Below are 15153 nucleotides of genomic sequence, written 5' to 3'. Positions count from 1 at the left end.
ACGCGTACGTCGCGATGAAGGCCCACATTGGCCGGACTTCGCTGGACACGGGAAATGGCCAACCACTCCCGACGCACCTGACACCGACCGTGAGAAGTCGTGTGTGCCGAACGCCGTTTCCGGCAGCCCGGAAACCGACGGTACTACATGAAAAGAATGCTGATTAACGCAACTCAACCCGAAGAGTTGCGTGTTGCACTGGTAGATGGCCAGCGCCTCTACGACCTGGACATCGAATCCGGTGCACGCGAGCAGAAGAAGGCCAACATCTATAAAGGCCGGATTACTCGCATCGAACCAAGCCTTGAGGCTGCCTTTGTCGATTTCGGCTCTGAGCGCCACGGCTTCCTGCCCCTCAAAGAAATCTCCCGCGAATACTTCAAGAAAGCCCCGGAAGGTCGCGTCAACATCAAGGACGTCCTGAGCGAAGGCCAGGAAGTCATCGTTCAGGTCGAAAAAGAAGAACGTGGCAACAAGGGCGCCGCCCTGACCACCTTCATCAGCCTGGCCGGTCGTTACCTGGTGCTGATGCCGAACAACCCGCGTGCCGGCGGTATCTCCCGTCGCATTGAAGGCGAAGAGCGCAACGAACTGCGTGAAGCCCTGAACGGCCTGGTTGCCCCGGCCGACATGGGCCTGATCGTGCGCACTGCCGGCCTTGGCCGCAGCAGCGAAGAAATGCAGTGGGACCTCGACTACCTGCTGCAGCTCTGGACCGCCATCAAGGAAGCCTCGCTGGACCGCGCCGCGCCGTTCCTGATCTACCAGGAAAGCAACGTGATCATCCGCGCGATCCGCGACTACCTGCGCCAGGACATCGGCGAAGTGCTGATCGACAGCGTTGAAGCCCAGGACGAAGCCCTGACCTTCATCCGCCAGGTGATGCCGCAGTACGCCAGCAAGATCAAGCTCTACGAAGACAGCGTTCCGCTGTTCAACCGTTTCCAGATCGAAAGCCAGATCGAAACCGCTTTCCAGCGCGTCGTCGAACTGCCTTCCGGCGGTTCCATCGTGATCGATCCGACCGAAGCCCTGGTGTCCATCGACATCAACTCGGCGCGCGCCACCAAAGGCAGCGACATCGAAGAAACCGCGCTGCAGACCAACCTTGAAGCGGCCGAAGAAATCGCCCGTCAGTTGCGCCTGCGCGACATCGGCGGCCTGATCGTCATCGACTTCATCGACATGACCCCTGCCAAGAACCAGCGCGCGGTGGAAGAGAAAGTCCGCGAATGCCTGGAAGCCGACCGCGCTCGCGTGCAAGTCGGTCGCATCTCGCGCTTCGGCCTGCTGGAAATGTCCCGTCAGCGCCTGCGTCCATCCCTGGGCGAAAGCAGCGGCATCGTCTGCCCGCGTTGCAACGGCACCGGCATCATCCGTGACGTTGAATCGCTGTCCCTGGCGATCCTGCGCCTGATCGAAGAAGAAGCCCTGAAAGACCGTACCGCCGAAGTTCGTGCACAAGTGCCGATCCCGGTGGCTGCGTTCCTGCTCAACGAAAAACGCAACTCGATCACCAAGATCGAACTGCGCACCCGCGCCCGCATCGTCATCCTGCCGAACGATCACCTTGAGACGCCGCACTTCGAAGTGCAACGCCTGCGTGATGACAGCCCGGAAGCGGCGACCAACCAGTCCAGCTACGAAATCGCCGCTGCCGCTGCCGAAGTCGAAGAAGTTCAGCCAGCCGCAGCGACCCGCACCCTGGTTCGCCAGGAAGCCGCGGTCAAGACCGCTCCGGCCCGCGCCAACGCTCCGGTTCCGACCGAAGTTGCCGCTCCGGCCCCGGCTCCGGCCGTCGTGCCGGAGCCAAGCCTGTTCAAAGGCTTGGTGAAGTCGCTGGTGAGCCTGTTCGCCACCAAGGAAGAGCCTGTCGCGCCGGTTGTGGTTGAAAAGCCAGCCGCCGAGCGTCCGGCCCGCAACGAAGAGCGTCGCAACGGTCGCCAGCAGAGCCGCAACCGTAACGGTCGCCGCGATGAAGAGCGCAAGCCTCGCGAAGAACGTGCACCGCGTGAAGAGCGCGCTCCGCGTGAAGAGCGTCAGCCACGCGAAGTGCGCGAGCCTCGCGAGTCCCGTGAAGAAACGCCGGCAGTAGCCCGCGAAGAACGCGCACCACGCGCGCCTCGTGAAGAACGTGCGCCGCGCGCTCCGCGTGAAGATCGCAAGCCTCGTGGCGAGCGTGAAGAACGTGTGCGTGAACTGCGCGAGCCTCTGGATGCCGCTCCGGCTGCTCCGGCCGCCGCTGCTACCGCAGAAGAGCGTCCAGCTCGCCAGCCACGTGAAGAGCGTGCTCCACGCCCACCGCGTGAAGAGCGTCAGCCTCGTGCCGAACAAGCTGCCGCCGCCGCTGCCGAAGAAGAACTGACCACCAACGAAGAGCAACTGCAGGAAGAGGGTCAGGAAAACGCCGAAGGCGATCGTCCACGCCGCCGTTCCCGTGGCCAGCGTCGTCGCAGCAACCGTCGCGAGCGTCAGCGTGACGCCAACGGCAACGTGATCGAAGGTTCGGAAGAGTCCGAGTCCGGCGAAAACGCTGAAGCGCCAAGCACTGCCGATCTGGCCGCCGGCCTGGCTGTCACCGCAGCCGTTGCCAGCAGCGTGATCAGCGCTCCAGCCGAAGCTGAAGCCAATGTGCAAGCCGAACGCGCCACTGCCGCGACCCTGGAAGCAGCTCAGGTTGAAGCTCCAGCCGTTGAAGCGACCACACCGGTCGAAGTCACCGCCTCGCCGGAAATCGAAGTGGCGCCAGCGCCAGAAGCTCAGCCTGCCGTTGAAGCGGCTGCCGAGCCGGCTCCAGTGGTTGAAGCACCTGCCGTAGCTGCAGAAGCTGTCGTCGAGACCGTGACTGAAACCGTTCGCGAAGTGCGTGAAGAGCAAACGGCGTTCAACTGGGTGGCCGAGCCAGCCGTCGCTGAAACACCAGCGCCTGCTGCCGAGACCCAAGTGGCCGAAGCCATGGTTTCCGAGCCGGTAGTGGCCGCCGCGGAACCGGCCCCGGCGCCGGAGGTTGAAGCACCTGTCGTTGAAGCTCCTGCTGTTGAAGCTGAGGTCGTTGCCCAAGCGCCTGCGCCGGTCGTCGAAGCCGCGCCTGTCAGCGCCCTGACGCCAAGTGGCCGTGCGCCTAACGACCCACGTGAAGTGCGTCGTCGCAAGCGTGAAGCCGAGCGTCTGCAGAAGGAAGCTGAACTGGCTGCCGCTGCGGCTCCGGTTGAAGCGGTTGAGGCAGCGCCTGCCCCGGCCGCCGAAGTGGTTGCCGAGCCGGCTGAGTCGGTGATCCACGAAGCGCCGCGTTCCGTTCAGGACGCGGTAGAGCAACACGAGCAAGCCCTGGAAAAAGAGCACGAGACCAAACCTCTCGCCTGATTCCATCGGCCACTGAAAAGCCCCGCCTGGTGATTCCAGGCGGGGCTTTTTTATATCCGGACTTCACCGCAATCCCTTGTGGGAGCGGGCTTGCTCGCGAAGGCGGTGGATCATCCAACATCTCAGTTGACTGCCAGGCCGTCTTCGCGAGCAAGCCCGCTCCCACAGGGGGGTCACCTCCAGAACTACTTGAAGACCAACGCCTGCGGCACATCCACATCCCACAACACACCGGGATCATCCACGGCCACTTCGATCACCCGCCCTTGGGCAAACAGCGGTTTCGCGCCACGATCCCCCGATAGCGCCATCAACCCCGCTGCGAAGTCCCGCCCAAACCCGACCGGATGCCCATATTTACCGCCCTGTACCGGAACACTGATACTGTCATTGCCAATACCCGCCACCACCCGCTCGATACTGGACGGCAGGATGAATGGCATATCCCCCAGCACCATCAGCCAGCCATCGAGTTGTTTGCAGGCAGCGACTCCGGCGGCAATGCTGTCGCCCATTCCCGTCGATTCGATCAGCACAATCTCGCAGCCATAGGCCTGAGCCATGCGAATCACCTGTGGGCGGTCAGCAGTGGTCACCAATACGCGTTTGCCCAGCGTCGCCGGCAAGTTGACCAATGTGTGCTCGATGACGGACCGCACCACGCCGTCACGCCCGGTGCAATCGGCCACCAACTTATCCTTTTCAGCACCCGCCACCTGACGAAACCGGCTGCCCTGCCCCGCCGCCAGTAGGACGACGCCAATGGACTCGCTCATACCTTCTCCCGCAAGACTTTCTTCTGTTTCAGTTCGACGCCATTTTTGACTGCGACGATTTCCGCCATGAGCGACAAGGCAATTTCCGCTGGATTATGACTGCCGATGTGCAAGCCGATCGGACCATGCAAACGGTCAATCGCCGGTTGCGACAAACCCAGTTGAGCCAGGTTTTCCCGGCGCTTCTGGCTGTTGACCCGCGACCCCAGTGCTCCAACGTAAAAGGCTTTGGAATCCAGGGCCGTGAGCAACGCCATGTCGTCCAGGCGCGGATCATGGGTCAAGGCCACGATAGCCGTGCGTTCATCGGTCTGGATATTCAATACCGCCTCATCCGGCATGCCCGAGACGAATCGTCCGTGCTGCTCTTCCCAGCCATAGACGAACTCGCTGCGTGGATCGCAAATCAGCACCTCGAAATCCAGCAGGCGGGCCATTTCCGCGACATAGCGCGACAGCTGCCCCGCGCCGATCAACAGCAAGCGCCAACGCGGCCCATAGATCGCCCGCAAGGTCAGACCGTCGAACGTCAAGACGTCAGCTTTAGTGGCCGACCGCAGAAGCACTTCGCCGGTGGCCAGGTTCAGTTCACGGGCAACGATTTCATGGGCCTCGCATCGGGACAGCAGTTGCTCGACCCAATCCCCATCGTCGATGCGCTCCTCGGTCAAGCGCAAGGTGCCGCCACAGGGCAAGCCGAAACGCGCGGCTTCCTCGCGGGTCACGCCGTACGTGATCAGTTGCACCGGCGGCCCGTCCAGTGCGAGACGGCCGTCGTGCAGCCGGGCGATCAAGTCATCCTCGACACACCCGCCGGAAACCGAACCAATCACCACGCCGTCTTCACGCAGGGCCAGCATGGCGCCGGGTGCCCGGGGCGCCGTGCCCCAGGTTTCGACCACGCTGTACAACACCACCCGCTGACCGGCGCGCTGCCATTGCAGCACACTGCGCAGGACGTTCAGGTCGGCGCTGTCCATCAGGCTCCGGCCTGCTGCCAGCCCGACAACTGATAACGAACCGGCAGGTTGCGGATGCGTTTGCCGGTGGCAGCAAAGATCGCGTTGCACAGGGCCGGCGCAATCGGTGGCACACCCGGTTCACCGACACCGCCCAATGGCACCTCACCCGGCGGCGTCACCAGATGCACAGCCACTTCTTTCGGCGCCAGGGACATGCGCGCCACTTCGTACATGTGGAAGTTATCCTGCTGGACCTTGCCGTCCTTGAAGCTGATTTCCCCCAGCACCGCATTACCCAGGCCCATGACGCAGGCGCCCTCGAATTGCGCGCGAATCCGCTCGGGATTGATCTGCGGTCCGCAATCGACGGCGATGTCGGCCTTGTGCACCACCAGCGTGCCGTCGTCTTTGACCTCCACCTCGATCACCGCCGCCACATAGGTCACGAAGCTGTAATGCACCGCCAGGCCCAGGCCGCGGCCCTTGGGCAGCTCACGCCCCCAACCCGCGGCTTTGGCGGCGGTCTCCAGTACCGTGCGCAGACGCGCGGTGTCGATCGGATACCGCTCGGGGGATTCACCGTAGTTCCACTCTTCGCTCAAGGTGCGCGGATCGATCTGGCGGTCCGGGCCGAGCAATCTGATCTGGTACTTCAGCGGATCTTCCCCGGCCTTGTGCGCCAGCTCATCGATAAAACTCTGGATCGCGAAGCCATGGGGAATGTTCGACACCGAGCGATACCAGCCGACGCGGGTATGCACCGTGGCCTCGGGGTTTTCCAGGCGAATGTTGGGGATCGCATACGCCATGTTGGTGAAACCCATGCCCAGTTCGAACGCCGCCTCATGGTTCATGCCCGGCGCAAACAACGCCGTGATGCTCGGCGCCACCGTACGGTGCAACCAGCCGGACGGCAGGCCGTCCTTGTTCAGGCTGGCCTTGAGGTATTCGGCCGATACGGTGTGGAAGTAGGAACAATGAATGTCGTCTTCGCGGGTCCATTGCACCCGCACCGCTTTACCGGGGAATTCCTTGGCGAGGATCGCGGCTTCGATGATGAAGTCGGGCTTGGACTTGCGCCCGAACCCACCGCCCAGCAAGGTCACGTTGAACGTGACCTTTTCGAACGGCAGCCCCAGGCGTTCACCGATCCGCTCCCGGGTGACCTGCGGCGCCTGGCTTGGCCCCCAGGCCTCGCACGCACCGTCCTTGAACCGCGCAATGGCGACCATCGGTTCCATCGGCGACTGTGACAAATGCGGCAAGTAGTAAGAGGCTTCCAGCGTACTGTCGGCGCTGCTCATGGCCTCGTCTATGTTGCCGGTATTGCGCACCACCTTGCCAGGCTTGAGCGAGGCTGCTTCGAGCTCCTTGCGATAGGCGATCGAGTCGTAGCTGGCGTTGGGGCCATCATCCCACTCGATTTTCAGCGCCTCGCGGCCCTTGATCGCCGCCCAGGTATTGCTCGCCACCACGGCGATGCCACCCAGGGGCTGGAACTCCGAAGGCAACGGACGGCTTTCGATCTGCAGCACCTTGACCACGCCGGGGACTTTCATCGCCGCACTGGCGTCGAAACTTTTGACTTTGCCGCCATACACCGTGGGCCGGACAATGGTCGCGTACAGCATGCCGTCGAAATGCACGTCGGCACCGTACACGGCACGGCCGTTGACGATGTCCTCACCGTCGATGGCCTTGGTGCCTTCCTTGCCGATGTAACGGAATTCCGAAGGCTGCTTGAGCCTCAGGCTGTCACGCGCCGGTACGGCCAAAGCGCTGGCAGCGGCGGCGAGCGCGCCATAATCCAGTTCGCGGCCCGAGGGTTTGTGGATGACTTTATGCAGTTGCGCATGGCACTCGCCCACCGACACTTTCCACTGGTCAGCAGCGGCCTGCTCCAGCATGGCGCGTGCAGCAGCCCCGCAACGGCGCATCGGTTCGTACCAGTGGCGCATGCTGCGTGAGCCGTCGGTGTCCTGGTTGCCGAAGCGTGCCTCATCGCCCGGGGCCTGCTGTACCTTGACCCGCGCCCAATCGGCTTCCAGTTCATCAGCCACCACCATGGTCAGGCTGGTGCGCACGCCCTGCCCCATTTCCGAGCGGTTGCAGATCACGGTCACCGTGCCATCGGCGGCAATACTCACATAGACTTTCGGATCGTCGACCCAGCCGTGGGGCATGCCGTCGGCGCCGAACTTCTTGTCTTTTTCTTCGGCAAAAGCGTCTTGCCAGCCCCAGCTCGCCGCCAATACCAGCGCACTGGTGGCGCCCACGCCTTTGAGAAAGCCACGGCGACTGAGCTGGCTCAGATTGCTCAGGGTGAAATCATTCGGTAACTGGCTCATGCCTTGGCCTCCTTCAGGTGAGTGGAGGCCTGGCGGATGGCGGTCTTGATGCGGTTGTAGGTGCCGCAGCGGCAGATATTGCCGACCATCGCCTCTTCAATCTGCTCGTCGCTGGGGTTCGGGTGGGTCTTGAGCAGCGCTGTCGCCGACATGATTTGCCCACCCTGGCAGAAACCGCATTGAGCGACCGCCGTGTCGAGCCAGGCTTGCTGGACGACTTTGCCGATCGGGTCGGCGTGCAGGTTGTCGATGGTGCTGACATTCTGACCGACGACGGAACCGATGGGCGTGATGCAACTGCGTGCCGGTGCCCCTTCGATATGAATGGTGCAGGCCCCGCACAGGCCCATGCCGCAGCCGAACTTGGTGCCGTTGTAACCGGCCACGTCGCGGATCGCCCAGAGCAGCGGCATGTCCTCGGTGACGTCGAGTTGATGGTCTTGACCATTGAGTTTCAGGGTAATCATGGGCACGCCCGCACGGATCTTGAGTGATGGGGTCGAGCAATCTGCCGCTGGATCTCGGTGGGTCGCACGCAGATCGACTCAGGCTAATCGGCTCTCTTGTGCGAACGCAAACGGTCTGCACCGGGCCTTTGGTGGAGCAAGAGTGTGCATCGTTAGCTGACTAAGTTAACCGAGCATTAACAAAAAAAAGCCCTGCTGAGACAGGGCTTTTTAGCTGCAAGCTTTAAGCTGCAAGCTTTAAGTAAAAGCAAAACAGCGAAGAGCCTGAATTTAAGGATTGTAGCTTGCCGCTTGAAGCTTGTAGCTCGCGGCTGCCTCATCAATACCGGTTCGGTTCCATTTCCAGGTCGACATGGAATCGTTCTGCAATGTCTTTCTGGATGCGCTGCGCCAGGTTCAGCAATTGCAGGCCCGTTGCGCCGCCATAGTTGACCAGCACCAGCGCCTGCAGCTTGTGAACACCTGCGTCGGCATCGCGAAAACCTTTCCAGCCCGCCCGCTCGATCAACCAGCCAGCGGCCAGTTTCATCTGCCCGTCGGGTTGCGCATAGGCCACCAGGTCCGGGTATTCGCCCTTGAGCCGTGCAGCCAGCGCCGCCGATACCAGGGGATTCTTGAAAAAACTGCCGGCATTGCCGAGCACGGCCGGGTCCGGGAGTTTTTCGTTGCGGATGCTGCAAATGGCCCGGCTGACATCGCTGGCAGTCGGATGCTCGATACCTTGTTCGGTCAAGCGCTGACGCACCGGGCCGTACTCCAGGTGCAAATGCGCGGCGCGGTCGAGGGCGAAACGCACACGCAGGATCAACCAGCGCCCCGGTTCCTGCTTGAACAGGCTGTCGCGGTAAGCAAAGTTGCACTGCGCCAGGCTGAAATCGCGCAGTTCGCCGGTCTGGCGATCAAGGGCGGTCAGGCCGGCGAACACGTCCTTGATCTCGACCCCATAGGCGCCGATGTTCTGCATCGGCGCCGCACCCACGGTGCCGGGAATCAGGCTGAGGTTTTCCAGGCCGGACAACCCAAGCGCCAGGGTGTGTTGCACAAAGGGATGCCAGGGCTCGCCCGCTTCGGCCTCGATCACCACTTTGCCGTCGTCATCGCTCAGCACGCGAATCCCGCGAGTGGCCATGCGCAGCACCAGTGAGTCGATATCCGCCGTCAGCAGCAGGTTGCTGCCACCGCCGATCACCAGTACCGGGACCTTGTGCTCCAGCCCATAGGCCAGGGCTTCGCGCACATCGGCGTCGCTATGGGCCTCGGCAAACAGCCGGGCCTGGACATCCACGCCAAAGCTGTTGAACGGCTTGAGCGACACCTGCGATTGAATCTGCAAACTCATAACCGTCCCTTCAATTCAATCACCAGCAAATCACTGGCGCGCTCGATCAGGTCCAACACCTGCTCGAAGCCTTGCTCGCCATCGTAGTACGGGTCCGGCACTTCATCGATTGGCGACTGGTAACGGCGCAGGAACAGATCCAGCTCGGCCTTGCCCTTGGCGGGCTGCAAGGCCTTGAGGTTGCGCAGGTTGCTGTTGTCCATCGCGAGGATCAGGTCGTAGGTGGCAAAATCGGCGCGGCTGACTTGCCGGGCGCGCTGGGCCGACAAGTCGTAACCGCGCAGCTTTGCCGCGGCCTGGCTGCGCTTGTCCGGCGCCTTGCCGACATGCCAGTCACCGGTGCCGGCGGAAGCGACCTCAACCTGATCGGCCAGCCCCGCTTCGCGCAGTTTGTGCCGCAGCACGCCTTCGGCCGTGGGAGAACGGCAGATGTTGCCCAGGCACACGAACAAAACGCGCATCACGCCTCCAGCAGGCGACGAACGCGCTCGAGGTCTTCAGCGGTATCGACGCCGGCGGGCGGCGCGATCAATGCGTCGGCCACGTGGATCCGCACGCCGTGCCACAGGGCACGCAGCTGTTCCAGGCACTCGGTGTTTTCCAGCCAGCATGGACCCCAGTTGACGAAATCCTGCAGGAAACCGGCGCGGTAGGCATAGATGCCGATATGGCGGCGATACGGCACGCCTTCCGGCAACTGCTCAGGGTTCACGGCAAACGCATCCCGCGCCCAGGGCAAGGTGGAGCGACTGAACGTCAGCGCCAGGCCATTGAGGTCGCTGACGACCTTGACCACGTTGGGATTGAACAGGGTGTCCGCGTCTTCGATCGGCTCGGCCAGGGTGGCCATGCGCGCTTCAGCGTGGGCCGCCAGATTGGCGGCAACCTGATCGATCACGCTCGGCGGGATCAGCGGCTCGTCGCCCTGGACGTTGACGACGATGGCATCGGGCGCCAGGCCCAGTTTCATCGCGACTTCAGCCAGGCGATCGGTGCCGGAATTGTGGTCCTCACGGGTCAGCACCACTTCTGCACCGAAGCCATTGCAGGCCTCGACGATGCGCGCGTCGTCAGTGGCAACCACCACCCGCCCGGCGCTGCTTTTGCTCGCCTGTTCCCAGACGTGCTGGATCATCGGCTTGCCGGCGATCAGCAGCAGCGGCTTGCCTGGCAGACGGGTGGAGGCATAACGCGATGGAATGACGACGGTAAAGGCTGTGGTCATTTATCCAGACGCTCATCGGTGGTCAGGGTGCGCGCTTCCGACTCGAGCATCACCGGGATGCCGTCGCGAATCGGGTAAGCCAGGCCGGCGCCCTTGCTGATCAGCTCGGTCTTGTCGGCGCTGAGCTTGAGCGGGCCTTTGCAGACCGGGCAAGCGAGGATGTCGAGCAATTTGGTGTCCATGAGCATTCCCTGGAAAAAACGGAGTTAAGGCAACAAACGATCCGGCAGCAGGCGCATCAACTGTGTGTCGAACCAGGCCACGAAGGCCGGCGACGGCACGGCATCGACCGCCAGGTACCACCAGTCGGCGGCGGCAAAGGCACGGCATTTCACCGCGTCTTTTTCCGTCATTACCAACGGCAATGACGGCGTGAAATTCAACGCCTGCACGCTGTATTCAGCGTGGTCGGCAAACGCATGTGGAACAGGCTGCCAGTGTAGCGTTTCGAGGGTCTTGAAGAAACGTTGCGGATTGCCGATACCGGCCACCGCGTGCAGGGCCTGGCCGGCGGGAAAATGATCGAGGGGACGGCGTTCGCCACTGCGCAGATTAACCAGCGCGGTGGGCTGCAATTGAAAGGCAAAGCCATCGTCGCGGTCGGATGCGGCACCGTTGTAGAGCACCGCGTCGACGCTTTGCAGGCGCTCGACCGGCTCACGCAATGGCCCGGCGGGCAGGCAACGGCGGTTGCCCAGGCCGCGGGCGGCGTCGATCAGCACCAGCTCGAGGTCACGGGCCATGCGGTAGTGCTGCATGCCGTCGTCGGACAGGATCAGATCCAGCGGTTCACTGGCCAGCAAGGCTCTGACGGCGCTGCTGCGATTGGGGTCGATCATCAGCGGCACGCCCGTGCGCTGGACAATCAGCAACGGCTCGTCACCGGCGACGTCGGCGCTCTGCCCGGCCTCGACCCGCCACGGCAACTGCGGCGGTTTGGCGCCATAGCCGCGGCTGACCACGCCGACCCGCAGGCCGCTGCGCTGGCAGTGCTCGATCATCCATAGAATCAGTGGCGTCTTGCCGGTGCCTCCCACGGTGATGTTGCCGACCACGATCAGCGGCACCGGTGGCTGGTAGATCTCGCCCTCACCCGCCAGAAAGCGCTTGCGCTTGTTCATGACCACGCGCCGGTACAGCCATTCCAGTGGCTGTAACAGCTTCAGGGCCGGATGACCTGCGTACCACGCGGCGAGCAATCGATCGGACATGGCCATCAGGGCGCGGGAGGCGCCGCCTCGATGGTGGTCATGCGCAAGTGACTGAAGCCGAGTTTGCCGGCGGCATCCATGGCTGTCACCACGGACTGATGCGCAGTCTTGCCGTCAGCACTGATGGACAGCGGCCGGTTGGTGTCGCCGTTGGCTTCTTTTTGCAGTGCGTCCATCAGCGAGGCCAGGTCGCTTTTCGGCAGGATCTGGCTGTTCACCGAGAACACGCCGTCGGCGCTGATGGCGATGTCCAGTGGCTTGCTCTGATCATCGGCCGGCGTGCCGCTGACGGCTTCCGGCAGATCGACGCGCAGTTGGGTCTCACGGGTAAAGGTGGTGGTCACGACAAAAAACAGCAACAGGATGAACACCACGTCGATCAGCGATGCGAGGTTGATGTCCACCGTTTCCCGTGGTTTGCGGCGGAATTTCACGCTTTGCTCCCGGTCAGGTCCACGTCGCGATCGCCCTGCACCACTTCGACCAGCTTGATCGCTTCCTGCTCCATGCCCACCACCAGCTCATCGATCCGGCGTTGCAGGAATCGGTGGAAAAACACTGCGGGGATACCCACCATCAGGCCCGCGGCCGTGGTGATCAGGGCCTTGGAAATACCACCGGCCAGTACCGAAGCGTTGGTGGTCATGCCTGAGCCTGTGAACGCACTGAAAATATCGATCATGCCCAGCACCGTACCCAGCAGGCCCAGCAACGGCGCCATGGCGGCGATGGTGCCGAGGGCGGCGACGTAGCGCTCGAGCTCATGGATGACCCGCTGTGCGGCCTCTTCAATGCACTCCTTCATGATCTCGCGACCATGCTTGGAGTTGGCCAGGCCGGCCGCCAGGATTTCGCCCAACGGGGAGTTGGCGCGCAGTTCCTTGAGTTTTTCCTTGTTGAGCTGTTTGTCCTTGATCCAGACCCAGACCTGCCCGAGCAAGTGCTCCGGGGTCACGCGGCTGGCCCGCAGGGTCCACAGACGCTCGGCAACGATCGCCATGGCCGCGATGGAGCTCAAAATGATCGGCAGCATCATCCAGCCGCCGGATTTGACCAATTCCCACACAGTGACAGCCCCCTCGAAAAAGTGCGCCACTCTAACATAGGGGGTGCAAGCACCGAAGACCGAGATGTCGCATCCGGTCGGGCTTTGATAATGCCAGGTTATGGTTCAAGGGCGGCGGATCGCGCCAGAAACGCCGTTCCTGGCGCATTGACCATGGCGGCTCGAAGCGTCCCAATTGCAGACGAATGGCACCCTGCTCGACGCTGTCGTAGATCGCCATTCCACGTTTTTGATAACGCGCGATGACCGTCGCATGCGGATGGCCAAATGAATTGCCCTGACCGCGGGAGATCAGCGCCCCTTTGGGCTGCAGGACATCCAGCAGGGCCGTGGACGACGAACTGCGACTGCCGTGGTGTGGCGCCTGCAGCCAATCGGTGGGCAAGGCCAACGGACTGTCCAGCAGGGCTCTCTCGGCGGCGGCATCGATGTCGCCACTCAACAGCAACCGTTCGCCATTGGCCTCGATCAACAAGACACAGGAGTTCTGATTGCTGTCACCGGCCAATGGCCAGTGCCAAAGCTGGAAGTCGACTTCATCCCAGGTCCATTGCCGGCCGCTCTCACAACGCCCGGCCTGCAACTCCACAGGCAAGTCTGACGGTTCACCACTGACCACCTGTTTCACCGGCAAGCCCTTGGCAATCGCCGGGGCACCGCCGGCATGATCGGCATGGGCGTGGCTGATCAGCATCAGGTCGAGGCCCTTCACCCCCAATTTGCGCAATGTCGGCAGCACTACACGCTCCCCCTGGTCGAGCTCACCGAATCGCGGTCCGGCGTCATACAGCAAGGTGTGATGCCGGGTGCGCACCAGAATAGCCAACCCCTGCCCCACGTCCAACTGCCAGACTTCAGCGATGCCTTCCGGCAGCATTGACCGGGGTGGGAATACCAGCAACAGCAGCAGATGCCAACCCAACGGACGCAGCGGAACGCCACGCGGCAACAGCAGTAGAAAAGCGCCCAGCGCGCCGAGGCTCCACACTCCCAAAGGAATCGCCTTCGGCACCCACGCGGGTAGCACCTCGGCCAACAACGCCAGGACCCTGAACAACTCACCGATCAAACCGCCCGCCAGCCACAACAGGCCCTCGCCCACGTAGGGCACCGGCAACAGCAATGTCCCGAGCAAGGCCGGTGGCAACACCAGCAGACTGATCCACGGCACCGCCAACAAATTGGCTGCCGGACCGCTAAGGCTGATCGGCAATCCCAATACCAACAGTAACGGGCACAATCCGATTGCAATCAGCCACTGGGCGCGGGTCCAGGTTTGCCACCATCGCCAGGGGCCCAACCGGCCGCCGAAGGTCAATATCAAGACGGCCACGGCCGCGAAAGACAGCCAGAAACCAGGCTGAAGACTCGCCAGCGGCTCCAGCAGCAAAATGCCGCAGAGGGCCAGTAAAAGCGGCCACCACGCACCGAGATGACGAAACCGCAGACGCCACAGCAACACCAGCCCCAGCATCAGGCAGGCTCGTCGCACCGGCACCCCGAATCCGGCCAGCATCCCGTAACCGAGCGCCGCGGCGAATGCCAGGCCACACGCCCAAGGCAGCCATGGCAGACGGTTCGGCCATAACCCAAGGCGGGCCAGACCGGCAATCAACAGATACACGACGCCCGCCAGCAAGCCGATGTGCTGCCCGGAAATCACCAACAGATGCACCGTGCCGGTGTCCTGCAATACCTGCCAGTCTTCGCGACTCAGCCCGGCACCGTCCCCGAGCACCAACGCGGTCAACGCGCCGCCTCGACCCTGGGCATCCACCGCTTGCAAACGCTGGCGGATGCCGTCGCGCCAGGCCCATTGGGCTGGCGCAAGGCGTTCGCCCTGCTTGACCGTCCCGGTCGCCCCGATGTGTTGTGCCAGCAACCAGGCCTGGTAGTCGAACGCCTGCGGATTGAGGAGCCCGACCGGGCGCTTCAATTTGACTGCCAGACGCCAGCGCTCCCCACTGTTCACCGGCGGCCCGCCGTACCAGGCCAGGCGCATTTGCCGCGGCAGGCGGGTACGCCGGGACTGGATGTCGGTCAATTCGAAACGCACGACACCGTCGTCATGCCGGGGCAAGCCAGTGACCCGTCCTTCGACCCAGCGGGTTTCTCCGTCCAGCGCCGGCGGCAACCGGTCATCCAGCGCCCACTGCGCATTCGCGCAGGCCCAACTCAAACCGAACAGATAAAACGCCACCGGATACGTCCTGAATGGCAACAACATCAAACCCGCCACCGGCATCGCCAGCCACAACCAGACCGGCGGTAAAGCCGGCAAAAAACGCAAAGTCAGCAGACCCAGCGCCAACGCCATCATCCCTCTGCGCATAAGCCCGTCCTTGAGAGTCCCCTCCAAGGCTTAGCCCGCCGGTCGCGTGGGCGCCGTTATTAAT

The 15153-nt window shown here is 62.9% G+C and carries 13 protein-coding genes; 1 reads left to right on the top strand and 12 read right to left on the bottom strand.

Features of this window, described 5'->3' with window-relative positions; all coding sequences use genetic code 11:
- Positions 1 to 147: 147 nt before the first annotated feature.
- Positions 148 to 3363, top strand: coding sequence for a ribonuclease E (gene rne / locus AC3WN7_RS14565; protein WP_095963752.1), 3216 nt, complete (start codon positions 148 to 150; stop codon positions 3361 to 3363).
- 185 nt (positions 3364 to 3548) lie between these two features.
- Here the strand turns inward: rne and AC3WN7_RS14560 are convergent, their stop codons facing one another.
- The 12 genes from AC3WN7_RS14560 to AC3WN7_RS14505 form a co-directional block, all read right to left on the bottom strand.
- The gene (locus tag AC3WN7_RS14560) at positions 3549 to 4139 is read right to left on the bottom strand and encodes a nucleotidyltransferase family protein (protein ID WP_095963751.1); all 591 of its coding nucleotides are present in this window, start codon (positions 4137 to 4139) and stop codon (positions 3549 to 3551) included.
- Positions 4136 to 5119: an XdhC family protein gene (locus AC3WN7_RS14555; protein WP_095963750.1), complete on the bottom strand. Its 984-nt coding sequence runs from the start codon at positions 5117 to 5119 to the stop codon at positions 4136 to 4138. The genes AC3WN7_RS14560 and AC3WN7_RS14555 overlap by 4 nt, the downstream gene beginning before the upstream one ends.
- The gene (locus tag AC3WN7_RS14550; RefSeq protein WP_102673878.1) at positions 5119 to 7449 is read right to left on the bottom strand and encodes a xanthine dehydrogenase family protein molybdopterin-binding subunit; all 2331 of its coding nucleotides are present in this window, start codon (positions 7447 to 7449) and stop codon (positions 5119 to 5121) included. Before AC3WN7_RS14550 ends, AC3WN7_RS14555 begins: the two co-directional genes overlap by 1 nt.
- A complete protein-coding gene (locus AC3WN7_RS14545) occupies positions 7446 to 7916 on the bottom strand; it encodes a (2Fe-2S)-binding protein (RefSeq protein WP_015096391.1) in 471 nt (156 codons plus the stop codon). The genes AC3WN7_RS14550 and AC3WN7_RS14545 overlap by 4 nt, the downstream gene beginning before the upstream one ends.
- A 319-nt stretch (positions 7917 to 8235) precedes the next feature.
- Positions 8236 to 9255, bottom strand: coding sequence for a UDP-N-acetylmuramate dehydrogenase (murB, locus tag AC3WN7_RS14540; protein ID WP_102673879.1), 1020 nt, complete (start codon positions 9253 to 9255; stop codon positions 8236 to 8238).
- Positions 9252 to 9716: a low molecular weight protein-tyrosine-phosphatase gene (locus AC3WN7_RS14535; protein WP_102673880.1), complete on the bottom strand. Its 465-nt coding sequence runs from the start codon at positions 9714 to 9716 to the stop codon at positions 9252 to 9254. Before AC3WN7_RS14535 ends, murB begins: the two co-directional genes overlap by 4 nt.
- Positions 9716 to 10480, bottom strand: a complete 765-nt coding sequence (gene kdsB, locus AC3WN7_RS14530) for a 3-deoxy-manno-octulosonate cytidylyltransferase (protein WP_015096394.1) — start codon at positions 10478 to 10480, stop codon at positions 9716 to 9718. The genes AC3WN7_RS14535 and kdsB overlap by 1 nt, the downstream gene beginning before the upstream one ends.
- Positions 10477 to 10662 carry a Trm112 family protein gene (locus AC3WN7_RS14525; RefSeq protein ID WP_003179363.1) on the bottom strand — a complete coding sequence of 62 codons (186 nt, stop codon included), beginning with the start codon at positions 10660 to 10662 and terminating at the stop codon, positions 10477 to 10479. Before AC3WN7_RS14525 ends, kdsB begins: the two co-directional genes overlap by 4 nt.
- Before the next feature lie 24 nt (positions 10663 to 10686).
- A complete protein-coding gene (gene lpxK / locus AC3WN7_RS14520; protein ID WP_102673881.1) occupies positions 10687 to 11697 on the bottom strand; it encodes a tetraacyldisaccharide 4'-kinase in 1011 nt (336 codons plus the stop codon).
- Positions 11697 to 12125, bottom strand: a complete 429-nt coding sequence (locus tag AC3WN7_RS14515; protein ID WP_095963745.1) for an ExbD/TolR family protein — start codon at positions 12123 to 12125, stop codon at positions 11697 to 11699. Before AC3WN7_RS14515 ends, lpxK begins: the two co-directional genes overlap by 1 nt.
- Positions 12122 to 12757, bottom strand: coding sequence for a MotA/TolQ/ExbB proton channel family protein (locus AC3WN7_RS14510; protein ID WP_015096396.1), 636 nt, complete (start codon positions 12755 to 12757; stop codon positions 12122 to 12124). Before AC3WN7_RS14510 ends, AC3WN7_RS14515 begins: the two co-directional genes overlap by 4 nt.
- A 31-nt stretch (positions 12758 to 12788) precedes the next feature.
- Positions 12789 to 15089, bottom strand: a complete 2301-nt coding sequence (locus AC3WN7_RS14505; RefSeq protein WP_256585642.1) for a DNA internalization-related competence protein ComEC/Rec2 — start codon at positions 15087 to 15089, stop codon at positions 12789 to 12791.
- Positions 15090 to 15153: the final 64 nt, after the last annotated feature.

The organism is Pseudomonas sp. FW305-70, from assembly GCF_058783925.1.
Note: the sequence above shows the minus strand (reverse complement) of the source record. Positions and strands in the feature narration are given on the sequence as shown.